Origin of the sequence: Flaviaestuariibacter amylovorans (genome assembly GCF_039541815.1) — a bacterium.
Classification (GTDB): domain Bacteria; phylum Bacteroidota; class Bacteroidia; order Chitinophagales; family Chitinophagaceae; genus Flavisolibacter; species Flavisolibacter amylovorans.
Map to the genome: position 1 here is coordinate 1 of NZ_BAABGY010000009.1, position 18,323 is coordinate 18,323.

At 60.1% G+C, this 18,323-nt stretch carries 15 protein-coding genes; 8 read left to right on the forward strand and 7 right to left on the reverse strand.

Annotation, left to right across the window (positions count from 1 at the left end):
- Positions 1–286 precede the first annotated feature (286 nt).
- On the forward strand, positions 287–1,522 hold the full coding sequence (locus ABD937_RS15390; protein ID WP_345256654.1) for a hypothetical protein: 1,236 nt from the start codon (positions 287–289) through the stop codon (positions 1,520–1,522).
- A gap of 117 nt (positions 1,523–1,639) precedes the next feature.
- Here the strand turns inward: ABD937_RS15390 and ABD937_RS15395 are convergent, their stop codons facing one another.
- Entirely contained in the window at positions 1,640–3,445 is a 1,806-nt protein-coding gene (locus ABD937_RS15395; RefSeq protein ID WP_345256655.1) for an ABC transporter ATP-binding protein, read from the reverse strand.
- 217 nt (positions 3,446–3,662) lie between these two features.
- On the opposite strand from ABD937_RS15395, the gene rbfA reads away from it, so the two are divergent.
- Together rbfA and ABD937_RS15405 are read left to right on the forward strand one after the other, a co-directional pair.
- Complete coding sequence (rbfA, locus tag ABD937_RS15400; protein WP_345256656.1) at positions 3,663–4,067, forward strand: 30S ribosome-binding factor RbfA; 405 nt, start codon at positions 3,663–3,665, stop codon at positions 4,065–4,067.
- A gap of 239 nt (positions 4,068–4,306) precedes the next feature.
- Positions 4,307–5,530, forward strand: coding sequence for an FtsX-like permease family protein (locus tag ABD937_RS15405; protein WP_345256657.1), 1,224 nt, complete (start codon positions 4,307–4,309; stop codon positions 5,528–5,530).
- 341 nt (positions 5,531–5,871) lie between these two features.
- Here the strand turns inward: ABD937_RS15405 and ABD937_RS15410 are convergent, their stop codons facing one another.
- Positions 5,872–6,720, reverse strand: a complete 849-nt coding sequence (locus ABD937_RS15410; protein ID WP_345256954.1) for a transketolase — start codon at positions 6,718–6,720, stop codon at positions 5,872–5,874.
- A gap of 228 nt (positions 6,721–6,948) precedes the next feature.
- Between ABD937_RS15410 and ABD937_RS15415 the strand changes: the two genes are divergently transcribed.
- A complete protein-coding gene (locus ABD937_RS15415) occupies positions 6,949–8,100 on the forward strand; it encodes an MraY family glycosyltransferase (RefSeq protein WP_345256658.1) in 1,152 nt (383 codons plus the stop codon).
- A gap of 256 nt (positions 8,101–8,356) precedes the next feature.
- A complete protein-coding gene (gene frr, locus ABD937_RS15420) occupies positions 8,357–8,920 on the forward strand; it encodes a ribosome recycling factor (protein WP_345256659.1) in 564 nt (187 codons plus the stop codon).
- Positions 8,921–9,148: 228 nt separating this feature from the next.
- Here the strand turns inward: frr and ABD937_RS15425 are convergent, their stop codons facing one another.
- Positions 9,149–10,018, reverse strand: a complete 870-nt coding sequence (locus tag ABD937_RS15425; protein WP_345256660.1) for a DMT family transporter — start codon at positions 10,016–10,018, stop codon at positions 9,149–9,151.
- A 152-nt stretch (positions 10,019–10,170) separates the two neighbouring features.
- Between ABD937_RS15425 and ABD937_RS15430 the strand changes: the two genes are divergently transcribed.
- Positions 10,171–11,133, forward strand: a complete 963-nt coding sequence (locus ABD937_RS15430; RefSeq protein ID WP_345256661.1) for a DUF3078 domain-containing protein — start codon at positions 10,171–10,173, stop codon at positions 11,131–11,133.
- Between the two features lie 63 nt (positions 11,134–11,196).
- The gene (locus ABD937_RS15435) at positions 11,197–11,988 is read left to right on the forward strand and encodes a segregation and condensation protein A (RefSeq protein ID WP_345256662.1); all 792 of its coding nucleotides are present in this window, start codon (positions 11,197–11,199) and stop codon (positions 11,986–11,988) included.
- A gap of 438 nt (positions 11,989–12,426) precedes the next feature.
- Here the strand turns inward: ABD937_RS15435 and ABD937_RS15440 are convergent, their stop codons facing one another.
- Positions 12,427–12,939, reverse strand: a complete 513-nt coding sequence (locus ABD937_RS15440; RefSeq protein WP_345256663.1) for a DUF6265 family protein — start codon at positions 12,937–12,939, stop codon at positions 12,427–12,429.
- 38 nt (positions 12,940–12,977) lie between these two features.
- Positions 12,978–13,664, reverse strand: coding sequence for a murein L,D-transpeptidase catalytic domain-containing protein (locus ABD937_RS15445; protein ID WP_345256664.1), 687 nt, complete (start codon positions 13,662–13,664; stop codon positions 12,978–12,980).
- 173 nt (positions 13,665–13,837) lie between these two features.
- On the opposite strand from ABD937_RS15445, the gene ABD937_RS15450 reads away from it, so the two are divergent.
- A complete protein-coding gene (locus ABD937_RS15450; RefSeq protein WP_345256665.1) occupies positions 13,838–15,343 on the forward strand; it encodes a VWA domain-containing protein in 1,506 nt (501 codons plus the stop codon).
- 33 nt (positions 15,344–15,376) lie between these two features.
- Here the strand turns inward: ABD937_RS15450 and ABD937_RS15455 are convergent, their stop codons facing one another.
- Positions 15,377–15,937 carry an RDD family protein gene (locus ABD937_RS15455; RefSeq protein ID WP_345256666.1) on the reverse strand — a complete coding sequence of 187 codons (561 nt, stop codon included), beginning with the start codon at positions 15,935–15,937 and terminating at the stop codon, positions 15,377–15,379.
- Positions 15,938–16,071: 134 nt separating this feature from the next.
- Positions 16,072–18,012 (reverse strand): 1-deoxy-D-xylulose-5-phosphate synthase, encoded by a 1,941-nt coding sequence (gene dxs, locus ABD937_RS15460; protein WP_345256667.1) that lies wholly within the window; start codon positions 18,010–18,012, stop codon positions 16,072–16,074.
- Positions 18,013–18,323 lie beyond the last annotated feature (311 nt).

Consider the following 18,323-nt stretch of genomic DNA (forward strand, 5'->3'; position numbering starts at 1 on the left):
CATGAAAACACCTGAGCAGGTGCACAAAACAAAAATCCCGGCCACCTGAGGCAGCCGGGATCTCTTCTAAAAACTGTCAACCTATTCTAGGACTATTCAGAATGATTGAGGAGCAAAGAAGTACATGGGTGTAATAAGTGATGAAATCTGTCGTTTGCCCCCTCATGTATTTCCCCGCCCACGATCGAAGAACAGCCTCCTACCGTAAAAAAATAATCGGCCTGATTTCCCCCCCTTGGGGGACAGGGGGGCGGGCCTATCTTCGCCGCGGACCCAAAACAACTGCATGAGAATCCTACTGCTCGCTGTGCTCCTGGTGGCCGCTCACGGCCTTTTCGCCCAGAAATCTGTTTCCCGCGCCACGTTCCTGACCTACGACCGTCAAAAGCTGGAAGGCTTCGTGCGCAACACGGCCTACGAGGGTACGCCTCAGGCCTTTGAATTCGGGTGGTCGGAGAACGGCCCGTTCAACGTCATCCCGCTCAGCCAGGTAAAGGAAGTGCGGATGGCCGACGGCCGCATCTATGAGCAGCACCCCGTTTCGCTGAGCGTGATCGCCGCTCCTTACATCTCCCGCGTTCGCAACGAATACGTCAATCCTGCCAACCAGCTTTCGGGCAACGTGTTCCTGGAAAAGATCCTGGACGCGCCGGTAGGGCTGTACCAATACGTCGACCGGTACCTCTTCCCCCATTTCTTCTATATGTCGGCCCCCGACACCTCCGTCGTATACCTCGATTACCGCCCCTTCGACGACAACGGGAACCTGCGGGAGAACGCCGGGTATAAAGACAAGCTGAAGCGGCTCGCGGAGGACAAGAGCTGCCGTAGCGCGGGACGCCTCGTACCGAATCTCGATTATGCGCGTGCCACGATGCTGCGGATGTTCCAGCGGCTCAACGCCTGCGGCGGCGGCGCGGCGGCGCCGGCACGCAAGACAGGGCAGCAGCGGATGCGCGTCAGCTTCGGGCTGATGGGCGGGATCTCGATGATCTCTTCCCGGAAGATCGAGGAAGACTTCACCGGCTTTCCCGCCCTGCACGAGAAGGCCTTCGGTGCCTCGTCGAAGCCGGCCTTTGGTGCCTACGTCAGTTTCTATCCCGCCAAGACCGTCCGCAACTATGTTTTTTCCATCGAGGTACTCCACCAGTCATATGCCACCGCCTCGGATTCGGTGACGCAGGGAAACTATACCGGCAAGGGCACCCTTTCGCAGGGGATGCTTAGCCTGGCCCCCGTGATGCGGTTGCTGCTGACCCAGGGTAAGGTGCTCAACCCGTTCCTTGAGGCGGGTGGCAGTGCGCACTACACCTACCGCTCCGACCTCAGGTATCACTACCGCCACCACCTGTTCCCCGGCAGCGCCATGTACACCCGCTCTACGGCCACCAACGGCTTCTCGTTCGGCGCGCTCCTGGGTGCCGGCCTCGACCTCAAGCGGGTATCGCTGCATGCGCGCTACGGCATCAGCGGCAGCGATTACACTTCCTTCCTGCTGCTGGCCAAGGTCAACCTGTTCTGACCGGCCCGGAACGCGAAACGTGTGCTGATATAAAAGAAGGCCCCGACACTACTGTCGGGGCCTTCTTTTATATCACATTAGCACATTAGCACATTATCCCATTACCCCTTCAGCACATTACTTGAGTTCCTGCATCTGCACGAGGCGGTAGTAGTAGCCGCCCTTCTCCATCAGCTGGTCGTGGTTGCCGCGCTCCACGATCTGGCCCTTTTGCAATACCACGATCTCGTCGGCGTGGCGGATGGTGGAGAGGCGGTGGGCGATCACGATGGAGGTGCGGTGCTGCATCATGTTGTTGATGGCGTCCTGCACGAGGCGCTCGCTCTCGGTGTCGAGGGCCGAGGTGGCCTCGTCGAGGATGAGGATGGGTGGGTTCTTGACGATGGCGCGGGCGATGGTGAGGCGCTGGCGCTCGCCGCCCGACAGCTTGGTTCCGCGGTCGCCGATGTTGGTGTCGAAGCCCTGCTCTTTTTTGCTGATGTAGTTGTACGCATTGGCGATGCGCGCGGCGGCCTCGATCTCGGCCTGGCTGGCGTCTTGCTTGCCCATGCGGATATTGTTGGCGATCGTGTCGTTGAAGAGGATGGGCTCCTGCGTTACGATGGAGATGCGGTCGCGCACGGAGCGAAGCGAGTACTCGCGGATGTCGATGCCGTCGATGAGCAGCTGCCCGGAGCTTACGTCGTGGAAGCGCGGCACGAGGTCGGCGAGCGTGCTCTTGCCGGCGCCCGAGGAGCCCACGAGTGCCACCGTCTGGCCCTTGCGGATCGTGAGGTTGATGTTCTGCAGGATCGGCTTGCCGTCGTAATCGAAGGAAACGTCGCGCAGCTCGATCGAGTCGGTGAAGTCGGTCAGCTGCCGGCCGTTCGGGTTGTCGTCGACCGTCACCGGTGCCGTCAGCACTTCCTCGATGCGGGCAATGGCGGCGGAGCCTTTCTGCATGTTGGAGAACGAGGTAGAGAGCGCCTTGGCGGGGTTGATGATGGTGTAGAAGAGGCCCAGGTAGCCGATAAAGGTGGCCGCATCGAGGGGGATGCCGCCGGAGAGCACGAGGCGGCCGCCGAAGTAGAGGATCCCGCAGAACACCATGATGCCGAGCGTTTCGGAGGTGGGCGAGGCGATATCGCGGCGACGGGCCACAGCGTTTTTGGCCCGGAGCAGTTGCTCGCCGTTGCCGTGGAAGCGGCGCTGCAGCAGCGGCTCGAGGTTGAAGGCCTTCACCACGCGGAGGCCGCCAAGCGTTTCGTCGAGGATGGAGACCGCGTCGGCATTGCGGTTCGAAACCTCGCTGTTCTGTGCCTTGAGCGAGCGGGAGATGCGGCCGATGATGACGCCTACGATGGGCAGCAGCACCAGCACGAACACGGTGAGCTGCCAGCTCGTGCTGAGGAGAAAGGCCAGCACGATGAGGATGGTGATGGGGTCGCGTACCCAGCCTTCGAGGGCGCCCACGAGCGAGCCTTCCACCTCGCCGATGTCGTTGGTGACGCGCGAGATGAGGTCGCCCTTGCGCTTCTCGGTGAAGAAGCCGATGGGCAGCTGCAGGATCTTGTCGAACATCTCGGCCCGCATCCGCACCACGATGCGGCTCTTGAGCGGGTTCAGGATGTACATCGAGAGCACGAGAAAGATGTTCTTGAGCAGGATGGCCACGATGATGAAGATGCAGATGAACGCCAGGGCGGCCACACGGCCCTGGGAGTCGATGATGTTCTGCATGGCGCCCTGGATGGCGTTGATCACCGGGCTCGAGGATTCCTTCATCTCGGCGCCTTCCACCGCGAAAATGAGGTTGAAGAAGGGGATGAGCATGCCGATGGAGGTGATCGAAAAGGCCACCGAGAGCAGGGTCGTGAGCGTATAGAGCGCGATCTGCGGCTTGTAATGACGCAGGTAGCGGAAGATGCGGGCGTATTTGTTCATGATTGCGGAGGCAAAGGTAGGCCCGTAGTAGGAGACTACGGACATCGTGAGCGGTGAGCGGGGTGAGCGGGTGAGCTGTCGGCTTCCAAAGTCATTTTCCGCATGAATTCTTCACAGCATTCGCTCACTTGCTGACTCGCTCCCCCGATCACAGCTCACGGTTCACGGTTCACGCCTCACGATTTCGTATTTTCGCCGCCAAACCAACCCCCAAGCGATGCAGGAAGGAAAACGACAGAAGCAGGTGGCCGGGCTCATCCAGGAAGAAGTGAACGACATCTTCCGGCGCCTCGGCATGAGTATGATGGACGGCGGCATGGTGTCCGTATCCTCCGTAAAGGTCACCCCCGACCTCCTCGAGGTGCGGATCTACCTTTCCTTTTTCCAGGTGACCGACCCGAAGGCGACGATGAAGAAGATCACCGAGCGCGGCTGGGAGGTGAAGCGCGAGCTCGCCGCCCGCATCGCCAAGCAGGTGCGCCGCATGCCCGAGCTCCGGTTCTTTTACGACGATACCCTTGACCACGTGTTCAAGATGGAAGATATCTTCAACCAGATCAAAAAAGACGACGAGGCAAGGGACCAGGGAACGAAGGAAGAGGGGGGGAAGGAGAATACTTGAGCATTTGAGTACATGAGTACCTGAATAACCGAGGGGTTGAACGGATAGGGGAGCGGGAGCAGGAAGAATACTTGATTACTTGAGTACATGAGTACTTGAATAACCGAGGGCGGGCCTGATTGATAAGTGATGAATTCCCTTTTCCGATCCTTCCTTCCGGCCTCCACCTCGAGTAATCGATTATTCATGTACTCTATTATTCAAGTAATCCCCCTCATAACCTTCAGTCCTCATTCCTCATGAACTTCCTGTTTGCCTGGCGCTATTTCAAGGCTAAAAAGTCCACGAACGCGATCAACATCATCTCGTGGATCTCGATCCTCGCCATCCTGGTGGGGGCGGCGGCGCTGATTTTGGTGCTGAGCGTCTTCAACGGCTTCGAGGACCTCGTGAAGGGGCTCTATTCCTCCTTTTACCCCGATATGCGGGTGGCGCCGGTGTCGGGAAAGCAGATCACGCTCACCGCGGAGCAGCTTGCCAGGCTCCGGGGCGTACCCGGCGTGGCCGCCGTTGCCGGCACCCTCGAGGAGAAGGCCCTCCTCCAGAACGGCGACTACCAGTCGATCATCTACCTCAAAGGCGTGGAGGAAAGCTACCGGCAGGTGAGTGGCGTGCCTGCCCATATGCTGCGCGGCGAATTCAACCTCGGCAGCGCGGAGCAGCCCCTCCTGGTGCTCGGCGCCGGCGTCGAGAACGCCGTGGGCGTGCAAAGCGACCGCAACATCGTTCCCCTGCTCGTGCATCTCCCCAACAAAAGCGCCGTCGAGGTGTCGAGCCCGCTCAACTCGATCTCGGCCGATACCGTCAATACGTCCGGGGCCTTCCTGATCCAGCAGGACTTCGACAATAAGTACGTGCTGACGCATATCGGCTTTATGCGCGCCATGATGGGCATCCCGGAAGGCAGCTACAGCGCCCTGGAGATCGCCCTGCGCCCTGGCACCGAGCCGCTCGACGCCCAGAAGGCGCTGCAAAGCGTGCTTGGTAAGGGCTACCAGGTGCAGACGCGCTACGAGCAGAACGCCTCGCTCTATGCGGTGATGCGGGCCGAGAAATGGGTCATCTACGCGATCCTCTCCCTCATTCTTGTCGTTGCCGCCTTCAACATGATCGGATCGCTGACGATGCTGGTGCTGGAGAAAAAGGCCGACATCACCGTGCTGCATGCCCTGGGCGCCGATGCGCGGCGCATCCGCTCCATCTTCGTGAGCGAGGGCCTCCTGCTCGCCCTCATCGGCGGCGGCGCCGGCATCCTGCTGGCCCTCGGCCTCGCGCTCGCCCAGATCAAGTACAAGCTCATCCCGCTCGCGGGCGGCTCCTTCCTCATCGATTACTTCCCCGTCAAGCTCGACCCCTGGGACTTCCTCCTCGTGGCGGTCACCATCCTCGTCATCGCCCTCGTAGCCGCCTGGGTGCCCGCCCGCAAGGCCGCCCAGCAACAGTTCGGTTTCCGGGAGGAATAAATGACAACAGTCTACTTAGAACTTCAAAAGCAAGGCAGAGTAAGGTAAAGAAGGGTCTTTTTACCGCTAAGAAAAGAAGTAGCAAAGGTATTCGCTAAGGCGACCGGTCACGCAGCACTCCATTCAGCCATCGTACGAAAAGATCATACAGAGAGGTATCGCGGAGTAGGGAAAGCGTCTGGAATAATTATTAAAAAACGGCGGGAATCGTATAAATCCTACTAAATCTGCGTTCCTTCTCTCCGCTGACCCAATAGCTTGCCCTATGGCCAAAAAAGGAGGAACGATTATCGCTCCTCCTTCACTTCGGTATTCAAAATTTCTAAAGCCCCCGTTGTCCTCTAATAATCGCCAAGGGTCTCCGGCAGTTGGGCTAACGCCTTCTCAAGTTGCTCGTTGGAGGGGGCCACGCCGTGCCAGTTGTGGTCGTTTTCCATGAAATCGACCCCGCTGCCCATGATCGTGTGCATGATGATGGCGATGGGCTTGCCCTTGCCTACGAGCGATTTGGCCTCTTTCAGGGTGTGTACCACCTCGTCCATGTCGTTGCCGTTCATCTCGAGGGTATGCCAGCCGAAGGCGTCGAACTTCTCGCGGATGTTGCCGAGGGAGTTCACTTTATAGGTCGGGCCGTCGATCTGCTGGCCGTTCCAGTCGATGGTGGCGATGAGGTTGTCGACGTTCTTGTTGGGGGCGAACATGATGGCCTCCCAGTTCTGGCCTTCCTGCAGCTCGCCGTCGCCATGGAGCGACCACACTACGTGCTGGTCGTTGTTGAGCTTCTTGGCGAGGGCAGCGCCGATGGCCACGCTCATGCCCTGGCCGAGCGAGCCGGAGGCAATGCGCACGCCCGGAAGCCCCTCGTGGGTGGTGGGGTGGCCCTGCAGGCGGGAGTCGATCTTGCGGAAGGTGGCCATTTCCGATGCCTCGAAATAGCCGGAGCGGGCCAGCACCGAGTAGAACACCGGCGAGATGTGCCCGTTGGAGAGGATGAATACGTCCTCTTCCTTCGCGTCCATATCAAAGGCCGGGTTGTGGGTCATGACCTCGAAGTACAGGGCGGTCAGGAAGTCGGCGCATCCCAAGGAGCCACCGGGGTGTCCGCTGTTCACCCCATGTACCATCCGGAGGATGTCGCGGCGTACCTGGCTGGCGATCTCTTGCAGGCTTGGCATAGATTTTTTATTGATTTTTAACCTTTTGTGTGAAGTGCTGCGGGGACTCCCGTGCCGTGCAAATGTGCAACCTTTTTGCATTCAAAAAACCGTAGTCTCCCGGGAATTTCCTATGTTAAATGATGTATAATGGTTATTTTCGCCGCGTAATTGAGCGCGAACGACAGCCGACAGCGGTTCCTGCGTTCGCTAGTGCGTATCCCTTACCCATGAAACTTGTAAGCTAAACCCAAACCACGCTGTATGCTCAATGTGCTCTTGACTGCATCTGTTTCCTTCGTCCTTACGTTCCTGGCCATCCCGGTCGTGATGCGTATAGCCGAGCTGAAAAAGCTCTACGACGTGCCCGATGCCCGCAAGCTCCACACGAAGCCCATTGCCTCCCTTGGTGGTGTCGGCATCTTCATCGGCTTCTTTCTCTCCAGCCTCCTCACGGTTTCCCTGAAGGATACACCCGAGTTCCAGTATTTCTTTGCCGCTGCAACCGTCATCTTCTTCCTCGGCATCAAGGACGATATCCTCGTGCTGAGCGCCACCAAGAAGTTCCTCGGCCAGGTGCTGGCCGCTGCCATCATCATCCACCTCTGCAAGGTCCGTATCGACTCTATGTATGGCCTTTTCGGGCTCTGGGAGCTGCCGGAAGCGCTTAGCCTCGCGCTGAGCTACCTCACCATCATCGTGATCGTCAACGCCTTCAACCTGATCGACGGGGTCGACGGCCTCGCCGGAACCCTCGGCCTGCTCACGAGCTGCGTGTTCGGCGCCTACTTCGTGATGGTGGGCGTTCAGGCCTATGCCGTGCTCTCCTTCGCGGTGGCTGGCTCGCTGATGGCCTTCCTGATCTTCAACTACAACCCGGCCAAGATCTTCATGGGCGACTCCGGCTCGCTGATGCTGGGCCTTGTCAATGCCGTGCTGGTGATCAAGTTCATCTCTGTGGCCGACAACCCGGCGGTTGCCTACCCGATCCCCTCAGCCGTGGCCGTGGGTTTCGCCATTCTCGTAGTGCCGCTGACCGACACGCTCCGCGTGTTCTCGATCCGCATCCTCAACGGACGCTCGCCCTTCTCGCCCGACCGCAACCACATCCACCACCTGCTGCTGGATCGGGGCCTCAACCACAAATACGTGACCTTCTCCTGCCTCGTGCTGAATATGGCGTTTATCTCCATCGCTTATTTCGGCCGCACGCTGGGACCCAACTACCTGATGCTCCTCATCTTCGGCGTTTCCTTTTCGCTGCTTGCGCTGCTGATCTATACGCGCAAGGAAAAGCGGATCAGCCGCCGCTCCGCCGTTGCCGAGCCGCTCACGAAGAACATAGCCGAAGGCCATACCCCGCTGGTCACCAAGGTGGTACCCATCTCCGCCGAGTCGGCCGTCGCCGAAAACTAGGGAATAACGAATATCGAATACGGAATATTGAATATCGAAGTGAGGACCCCGCTACTGGCGGGGTCTTTTTTATCTCGGATCGGTGATCTCGGATCTGTGATCTCTTCCTCCACAAACTTTTTGCGCCGCCGGCTGCCTTCGGCGCGGTGTGCAGGGCAGCCGGAAAAGGCTGGTCAGAAACAGATCTCAAATCCGAGATCTGAGATCCGAGATCTATTTTGTTCCTTAGCTTTGCCTCACTAAATCAAAACTTTATATGTCAGAAGAAGTGTCGCTTACGCTGGAAATGGCAGAAGATTCGATGCAGAAGGCCATCAGCCACCTGGAGTCCGAGCTCGGCAAGATCCGCGCCGGCAAGGCAAATCCCATGATCCTCGAAGGCATCATGGTGGACTATTATGGCTCCCCGACACCCCTCAACCAGGTAGGCAACGTGAGCGTGATGGACGCCCGCACCCTCACCATCCAGCCCTGGGAAAAGAACATGCTCCAGCCCATCGAGCGCGCGATCATCAACTCCAACATAGGCCTCAACCCGCAGAACGACGGCATCATCATCCGCCTCTTCCTGCCGCCGCTGACCGAGGAGCGCCGCCGCGAGCTCGTAAAACGCTGCCAGGGCGAGGGCGAGCATAGCCGCGTGGCCATCCGCAACATCCGCCGCGACGCCATCGAAAGCATCAAGAAGGCCCAGAAGAACGGCCTCTCCGAAGACGCCGCCAAAGATTACGAGGCCGAGGTGCAGGAACTCACCAACAAGTATATCGCCCTCGTGGAAAAGCACCTCGTGGCGAAAGAGAAAGAGATCATGGTGGTGTGAGGATCTCAGATCTCAGATCTCGGATCTGTGATCTGTTTCGGATCAGACAGACGTTACAATATTGGGCCTTTCCGCTTTGCGGGGAGGCTTTTTTATTGCGGCTATGTGCTGGTCGGGAGCAACACCGTTCCTTATGAGGTACACCTGCAGGTGCGGGACTAAAGGAAATGTTCGTCTAAGAACAGATCACAGATCTGCGATCACCGATCTGAGATCACCGATCTGAGATCAGCTCTTGTTGCCGAGGTATACCCCAAACAGGATGACCCCTAGGCAGGCCATCTGCAGGAGGGTGACGTGCTCGCCGGCGAGCAGGCCCCAGCCGATGGCCACCACCGGGATGGCATAGGTGACGAGCGAGGCGAAGAGGCCGCCGGCCCGCTTGATGAGGAGGTAAAACAGGGCGGTGGCCACCGCGCTGCCCACGATGCCGAGCAGGGCCGAGGCGCCTATGCTCCAGCGGGCCGCCGCGTCGTGCACCGCCATCGACACGAGCTCCTGCTGCGCCACCACGATCGCCGCAGGCACCGCCACAATGCTCAGCGACACGGTAGCCATAGCGATGGGGTCAAGGCCCTTCAGGTAGTGGTTCACGAGGTTGACGTTGATGCCATACATTAGCGTCGCCAGCAGGATGAGCGCGGCATAGCCGATGTCGGAAGCACCGATGCCGCTCGAAAGCGTCAGCAGGAGCAGTCCCACGAAGCCCACGATCACGCCCAGCACCTTGCGCGCAGGTAGCTTCAGCTTGAAGAACAGGACGCCCACCACGATCACGAACAGCGGCGTCAGCGAGTTGAGGATGCCCTCGAGGGCCGAGTCGATCTTTTCAATGGCCGTGGCAAAAAGATAGGCCGGCAGCAGGTTGCCGAGCACCCCCGAAAGCGCCACCAGCGGCAGCTTGCGCCGCGGCAGCCGCCGCACCTGGAACAGCGCGAACGGAAGGAACACGAGGCCTGCCGAGAGAATCCGCAGCGATCCGATCTGCAGGCCCGTCAGGTGCTCCTTCCCGATCTTCATCAGGATGAAGGAAGATCCCCAGATCAGGGCCAGCAGCACAAAAAGCCCCCAGTTGATCCATCGTTCGCGTGCGGTCATAGGCTGCAAAAGTGCGGTGCTGCCGCCAAAGCGCCGGCACTTTTCTGCGCTGTGCACAACGCGGCGGTCCCGCATCGCCCGATTGAATATTTTCTCCTATTTTTGAGACCCGCGCCCTCCGGGAGCACGGTATTAAAACCAACAACTGTTTTATGAGAAGAGCACTACTGTCGGCCGGGGCCCTCTGCCTCGCGCTCACGTCCATTGCGCAGACCGCCCCCCGCAAGATGAAGAACCCGAAATGGAACCGGGGGGGTATGGTGAGCATCGTAGGCGCACAGACCGGAAGCCGCAACTTTACGGTAGCCCCCGAAAAATATTCGCTGACAGGCGTCGCCTCGGCTTACCTCTTTGCCAATAAGAGCTGGGGCCGCTCAGGCTGGGATACCGTCAAGTACGAGAGCCGCCACAACTGGAATACTTCTGTGGACCTTTCGTACGGCCTGTCCAACGTTCAGTCTTCCGGCATCCGCAAGGTCGACGATAAGCTCGAGCTGCATACCCGCTATACCTTCCACGCCGTGCCCCGCTTCGGCCTCGGCTTCCAGGCCAACCTGCGCACGCAGTTCTCAAACGGCTACGACTATTCCGAGTCGCCGCGCCGCCGCATCTCCGGCTTCTTTGCGCCGGCCTACCTCTCCTTCAGCCCCGGCATGCACTGGGCGCCGAGCCGCAACACCCTCCTTGCCGTGGGCGTGGTGGGCCGCTGGGTGATCGTGAGCAACAACCCCTACAGCTTCAACTACCAGGGTGGCGTGAAGCCCACCGGCGAAACCGAGCGCACGCTGGCCAGCATCTATGAGGTAGACCCCGAGCGCACCTCGCGCTTCGAGATCGGCCCCATGGTAACCCTGCAATACAACCGCAACGTGTTCAAGAACGTGCACTACCGCACCCGCCTCGACGCCTCCTACGACACGAAGCAGGCGAGCCGCAACGGCCTCGACGTGTACTGGACCAATAACGTCACCATGAGCGTGAACAAGTGGCTCAAGGTGGTCTACAACTACGATCTCATCTACGACGGCAACGTGAAGTACTTCGGCCCCAACAAGAACCAGAACGCCATCCAGATGCGCTCGGTACTCGGCGTGGGCGTTGGCGTAGCCTTATAACAGAAAAGCGTAACTTTGAGGGTCCCGTGGCACGAAAGCCGCGGGATTTTCGTTTCTTTCCCTATGGCTGCACACAACATCAATTATAAGATCCAGCTCCCCCAGTTCGAGGGCCCCTTCGACCTGCTGTTGTTCTTCATCGAGCGCGACGAGCTGGACATCTACAATATCCCGATCACGACGATCATCAAGGACTTCCTGGCCTACATCCATTCGCAGGAGACGCTCAATATCGAGCTCTCGAGCGAGTTCATCCTCTTCGTTTCCACGCTGATGCGGATCAAGGCCAAGATGCTGCTGCCCCGCAAGGAGGTGGACGCCCAGGGCAACGAGATCGACCCGCGTCTCGAGCTCGTCGACAAGATCCTCGAATACAAGAAATACAAGGAGGCCGCTGCGCAGATGGCCGAGATGGAAGCCGAGCGCATGCTGCTGATCCGCCGCGGCAACATCCAGAAAGAGCTTTCCTCCATCGGCGAGGAAGCGGCCGAGGGCACCGAGGTGCAGGCCATCACGCTCTTCAAGCTGATGAAGGCTTTCGAGAAGGTGATTCAGCGCCTGCATGAGAAGCACAACAAGCCCGTGCATACCGTGGTGCAGTATAACTACAGCATGGAGGCCACCAAAACGAGCATGATCTCCGTGGCGCAGAGCCGCCGCACGCTCTCCTTCGAAAGCGTATTCGAGCGGGCCGAGAACCGCGTACACGCCATCTTCCTGTTCCTCTCCATGCTGGAGCTCGTGCAGCAGAAGTTCCTCCGCATCATCATCGGAGAGGGGCGCAACAACTTCCTGGTAGAATACAACGAAACGGAAGAAGGCCTCACCGACGAGGAGCACATGCACCTGTTGTGAGTTTGAAGTTTATAGTTGGCTCCGCCAGCGGCCATAACTGGTAATAGGACCCGGAAGCTCCGGGTCCTATTATTTTTTGTCCGGCCGGCGATGAAAGACACCTGCGATAAATTACGTTTCGGAGAGCGCACATTTTTCGGCGAACAGGTCATTGCGAGCCAGGCGAAGCAATCTCCTGCGTTACGCGGAGGGCTGCAACAGAAAGGCTCTTTGGGCACTCCGAAGGTGATGGAGATTGTACCGAAGCTTCGGAACGCTGTGCTTGAAATGACTGCTTCCAAGTATGGAACAAGGATTCGAATGCCCGAATCATCTGCATCCATCAGTTTCGTCATAAACCCCGAAGCTTCGGGGGGCGTTCTCCTTTCCGGCAACAGTTATTTGGAGATAGCGTTTGGTCCGCAACGGGACCTTCCCCGAACATCAAACCGCAAACGGCTACCGCATCCGGCGGAGCGAGATCTCGATTACCCGCGGCACGCCCATCGCCGAGCGGCCCTCGACAGTGGCCAGCGCTGAATCGGCGCTCACCTTCCGGTAGCCGATACGCTGCGGGTTGTCGTGCGTTGGGTTGGCGAAGGTATATACGGTGCTGCCCGAATCGATGCGTGTGAAGGTCACGGGCTGGCCGGAGTTCTGGTCGGCGACATGCACGATGTATTGCAGGCCGGCAGCACCTTGCTTGAGTGTGACCGATTCGAAGAACGTGGTGTCGGTGCTGCCGTCGGCAAGCAGGTAGCTGCGCCCGGTGAAACTGCTGTCGTTCTGCCGCCGCCACTCTTCCACCTGCCGCTTTCCGGCTTCCGCGGGCCTGCCCGCGGCCGACATATCCCACTTGCCCAGGAGCCATTCGAGGCTGCGCAGCTGGGCGCGCTCGGTCGGCGCTTGGGCAGACTTCCCGTTACAGGCAAACAAAAGGCCGGCGGCACAGAGTACAGGGAGGAGGCGCATAGGTACTTTTTGTAAGGGCCGAAAGATACGAATGCGGCTCAACGGTAGACCCAGAGCAGTACCGGTTTTCTTTCGCGGGCGAGGTAGCCGGCCGCCGTTTCCAGGAATCGGTTGGACACCATCGGGCAGCCGAGCGAGTTGCAGATCGATTCCGGATACACTTCGGTGTCGGGCACGCAGCGATAGGCATGCAGTACCACGAAGCGCTCGAAGGCCGTGCGGTTGCTGCTGTCGAGTCCGTACAGCTTGAAGGCCTTGCCGTAATTACCGGTGTAGGAATAGCCCACCTTGTAGCGGCCGAGGGAGCTGCAGCCGCAGCCCGGCTCCGCTGAAAAGGAGGCCTCTTCGAGAAAGCCTGCGTTGCAGGAGCCGTGCGCCACGAGGCCGGCGGCCAGCACCGAGTCGCGCACCAGGTCGTGGATAAAGAACCGGGCCCGGCCGCTCGGGAGGCGCATGTCGATGAGGAACGCAATATGGGTGGAATAGCCGTTGCGCCGGGCGAACGAAATGAGCTCGCGTGCATGGCGGCTGCGGCGTTGTGCGGTTGCCGTGGCAGCCGTTGTGGCGCCTGCGGCGGGGGCTGCCCGCTTCGCTGCAGGAGCTGCTGCCACCCTTGGCGCGTTCCCGGACCCGGGCTTCGCCACGCCCCCGGCCGAATGTAGGAAAAGGCCTGCCGCGAGCAAGAGGCCGGCAACGGGGAGGAAGTACACCAAGAGGCGGTTCATACGCATGGGATGCTGTTTTGATCGGTTTCCATAAAATGACCGCCACTCCCGCCGCCCCGCTTTTTTTCATACCTTTCGGTCATCCTCCTGTGTAAACCGTCCTCAGAACGCTGCGGCTCCTCTTTTATGATGCCGCGGCCTGCCGGCGCAGGAATATTTGTAAACCGATCCCGATGCGCACCCGGCTCCTCATACTGCTGCTCCTGCTGTTTGGTCTCTCCCGGGATACCCTGGCGCAATGGACCGGCGCGCGCGAGAACCTCGGGCCCTCGGTCAACGACGCCCGCGCGCAGGTGCTGCCGGTGTTCTCGCCCGGTGGCGATACGCTGTTTTTCAGCGAGCCGGCGGCAAGCGGTGGCTTCATCATCCGCTATAGCGTCCGCGGCTCCGCGGGCTGGTTGCCCAAGACCGACCTCGCTCCGCTCAATCCGCCTTCTTCCGGTGATAAGTATTTATACGGGGCGCTCTGTGAAGGCCAGTACCTTGTGAACGGGCATTTCCGTACGCTGAACCGGCGCGTGTACCAGACGGCAGGCCTGGCCTATGCAGCCGTTGCTGCCGGCGAAGGCAGTTTTCTTTCCGTGCCGTTCGAAGGCGCCGATACGATGCTCAACAGCCGCTATACCGGCGCCTGCATCTTCGAGCCGGCACGGGCGCTGTTCCTGAGCATCGTGCGCGGTGGCAACGAGGATCTTTTCGTGTGCGTGCCGCTGAACCCCGAAGAGCGCGAGTGGAGCCGCATCCGCTGGGCTTCGCCGCAAAAGCTCTCTGTCAATACGCCCTTCCGTGAGGGGGCGCCCTCGGTCTCGCCCGACGGCAGCACCCTGTTCTTTTCTTCCGACCGCCCCGGCGGGCAGGGAGGCGCCGACCTCTATCGCTGCACGCGTAGCGGCCCGGGCTGGACGGAATGGAGCGTACCGAAGAACCTCGGCCCCTCCATCAACAGCAGCGGCGCCGAGCGCGGCTTCGCCCTCGACCCACTCAGCGGCGACGCTTACTTCGTGTCCGACTCCGGCACGGTGGGCGCCACCGACATCTTCCGCCTCCGGCCTGATACCACGGTGCCACCGCCTGCAGCCCTGGACACACTGCCGCCCACCGCTCCCGGCGACCCCGAGCTCGACGAGCGCTACTACAAACCCAACAACATCGTATTTCTGCTGGATCTCTCGAATTCGATGAAAAAGGCCAACCGGATGAACCTGCTGAAGACCGCCATGCGGCCGCTCGTGCGGGCCCTTCGCCCGGTGGACAAGGTCACGATCTACCGCTTCGCTGAGGCGACCCTGCGGCTTTATGAAACGTCATCGGTGAACGATCCGAAGCGGCTATCGGGGCTCGTGGATTCGCTGCGCTCGCTGGGCGAGGCGACCAACGGCTCGGCGGCGATACAAGAGGGCTACCGCGAGGCCGAGCGCAAGCTGCTGCCCGGTGCCAACAACGAGATCTTCCTCATCACCGACGGCGACTTCCCGATCTTTCCCGACGTGGAGAAGCTGATCCTCCAATCGCTCCATATCCGCTTCTGCGTGGTCATGATCGACGAAACGCCCGAAGGCCAGGCGCTGCTTGCCAAGTTCCGCCGCTACCCCAACGTGCAGGTCGTGACGCTGCACGACGTAGTGAGCGATGCGCGGGCCCTGCTCAACAATGTGAAACAGAATGCGCGGAAGAAGTAGTTTCCGGTTTGTTGTGTAAAGCCTTGGAGTTGCCTACAGGCGCTCGGCGGCCTCTTGCAGCACCTCGCGGTACTCGGGATCCCATTTGCGGTATTTCGTTACGTCGAGCACTACCGAGCCGGCCACCAGGTCGTGAAGCGCGCGGCGTTGCGGGTGAAAGAACGCGATACCGATATCCACGAAGGAGAGCCCGATCACGATCCCCTCCAGCGTAAGCGAGCGGGCAGGCAGGCCGGCCACGGCAACCGGTGCACGGGAAAGGAGCAACATCACCAGGGTTCCGTAAAGCAGCGAGGGAAGCTCCCGGAGCAAGGCACGCCCGTAGCCGATGGTGCCTTGCTCCTCGCCGGCAAGGGTGACTTTCAGGTCGGAGGCACGCTTGCCCACCGTCCAGCCGAAGCGTCCGTGCATGAAGACCCGGTAGGCGGTCAGTAGTACTACGGATATGCCTTCCTCGAAGTATTCGGACAGCGGATCTCCTTCGCCGGCAAGCGCCGTGCACGCGATGCTGACGGGCAGGAAGATCACTGCGTCGATAAATGCGGCGGCGGCGCGCTGCACGAGCGTTTTGTGGCGTCGTTTGATTTTTCCCATGGCGTTGCGGCGGTCAAGATACAATAAAAGAAAAGCAGCCCCGCAGGGCCGCTTTTCTCCTGGAGATTACCCAGGATCTTTTAGAACGAGGGGCATCCATAAGTATGCTCCGTTCATGATTCAGGATTGACGATTCACGCTTCCGGCTGCGCGATGATGGCCGCCACCGAGATCCGGCACAGGTCGCGCACCGCCTCGGCGATGGCCGGGGCATCGTAGCCGCATTCCTTGTGCAGTTCCTTCAGCGTGCCGTGCTCCACCACGCGGTCGGGGATGCCGAGGATGCGCACGTCGTTCTTGTAGCCATGCTCCGCCATAAACTCGAGCACCGCCGCGCCGAAGCCGCCGACCACCGTGCCGTCTTCTACGGTCACGATCTTGTCGTAGGAGCGCAGCGCCTCGTGCAGCAGCTCGGCGTCGAGGGGCTTCGCAAAACGCATATCGTAATGAGCCGGCTCGATGCCTTCGCCCTTCAGCTCGCGGATGGCAGCCGCGGCGAAATTGCCGGGGTGGCCGAACGAAAGAATGGCCACGTCCTTGCCCGTGCGCAGGCGGCGTCCTTTGCCGATCGTCACCGCTTCGAGCGGCTTGCGCCACTCCGGCATCACGCCCTCACCACGCGGGTAGCGGATCACGAAGGGTAGCTCCGTGCTCTCGAGCTGGGCGGTGTACATCAGGTTGCGCAGCTCCTGCTCGTTCATCGGCGCGGAGATGATCATATTGGGGATGCAGCGGAAATACGGGATGTCGTAAGCGCCATGGTGCGTCGGGCCGTCTTCGCCCACGAGGCCCGCGCGGTCGAGGCAGAATACCACGGGCAGCTTCTGGATGGCCACGTCGTGCACTACCTGGTCGAAGGCGCGTTGCATGAAGGAGGAGTAGATGTTGCAGAACACGCGGAGGCCCTGCGTGGCGAGGCCGGCGGAGAGCGTCACGGCGTGCTGCTCGCAGATGCCCACGTCGAAGGCGCGGTGCGGCATCTTTTCCATCATGAACTTGAGCGAGGAGCCGGAAGGCATGGCGGGCGTGATGCCCATCACCTTTTCGTTGGCCTCGGCGAGCTCGATCATGGTATGGCCGAACACGTCCTGGTATTTGGGTGCCTGCGGCACGTCGAATTTCTTCTTGTAGATCTCGCCGGTGATCTTGTCGAAAAGGCCCGGGGCATGCCACTTCGTCTGGTCCTTTTCGGCGAGTGCGTAGCCCTTGCCCTTCACGGTTACGATGTGCAGCAGCTTGGGGCCGGGGATATGGCGCAGGTCGGAGAGGGTATCCACCAGCTTCGTGATGTTGTGGCCGTCGATAGGGCCGAAGTAGCGGAGGTTGAGCGCCTCGAAGAGGTTGGAGCTCTTGTTGACCATGCCCTTGAACGAGGCCTCGAGCTTGGAGGCCATGTCGCGCGTAAATTTCTTTCCCACGGGCAGTTTGCCGAGCAGGTTCCAGACCTCGTCGCGCACCTTGTTGTAGGCGGGCGAGGTGGAGATGTCGGTCAGGTATTCCTTGAGCGCGCCCACGTTGGGGTCGATGCTCATGCAGTTGTCGTTGAGGATGATCAGCACGTCGGAGTCGGCCACGCCGGCGTGGTTCATGGCCTCGAAGGCCATACCCGCGGTCATGGAGCCGTCACCGATCACCGCCACCGACTTGCGGTCCTTCTCGCCCTTGTAGCGGGCGGCCATGGCCATGCCGAGCGCGGCGGAGATGGAGGTGGAGGAATGGCCCACACCGAAGGTGTCGTATTCGCTCTCGCTGCGCTTCGGGAAGCCCGAGAGGCCTTTGTACTTCCGGTTGGAGAGGAAGGACTCGCGGCGGCCGGTGAGGATCTTGTGGCCGTAGGCCTGGTGCCCCACGTCCCAAACGAGCTGGTCGTAGGGCGTGTTGTACACGTAGTGCAGGGCCACGGAGAGCTCCACCACGCCGAGGGAGGCGGCAAAGTGGCCGCCGTGCACGCTCACCACGTCGATGATGTATTGGCGCAATTCGTCGCACACCTGGTGCAGCTGCTCTTTGGAAAGCTTCTTAAGGTCTTCGGGACTGTCGATCTGTTGCAACAGCGGGCCGGGGGGTATCTGCATGAGGACGATTTTGGGCTTCCCGGCGCTACCGCCGGGAGGAGGGACAAAAATAGCCGAAACTGGCGGTCCGCAGCCGTCAAACTACGGCCGGGCGGAAGCTTAACATACCGGATGCAATTATGTTGCCGCACCAGGATCTTAGATCTCAGATCTGTGATCTCGGATCTGCTTCCGGTGGCATCATTTCCTGCGCCTGGCGGAGGTTTCACCAAGTGCGTCCTGAAGTTTTTTGCGGTATTCGTGGCCCAACTCGTCGACAACGACTTAGGAACTGTCCGGTATCAATAGGAAAACTACCCGCCGAAAACAGA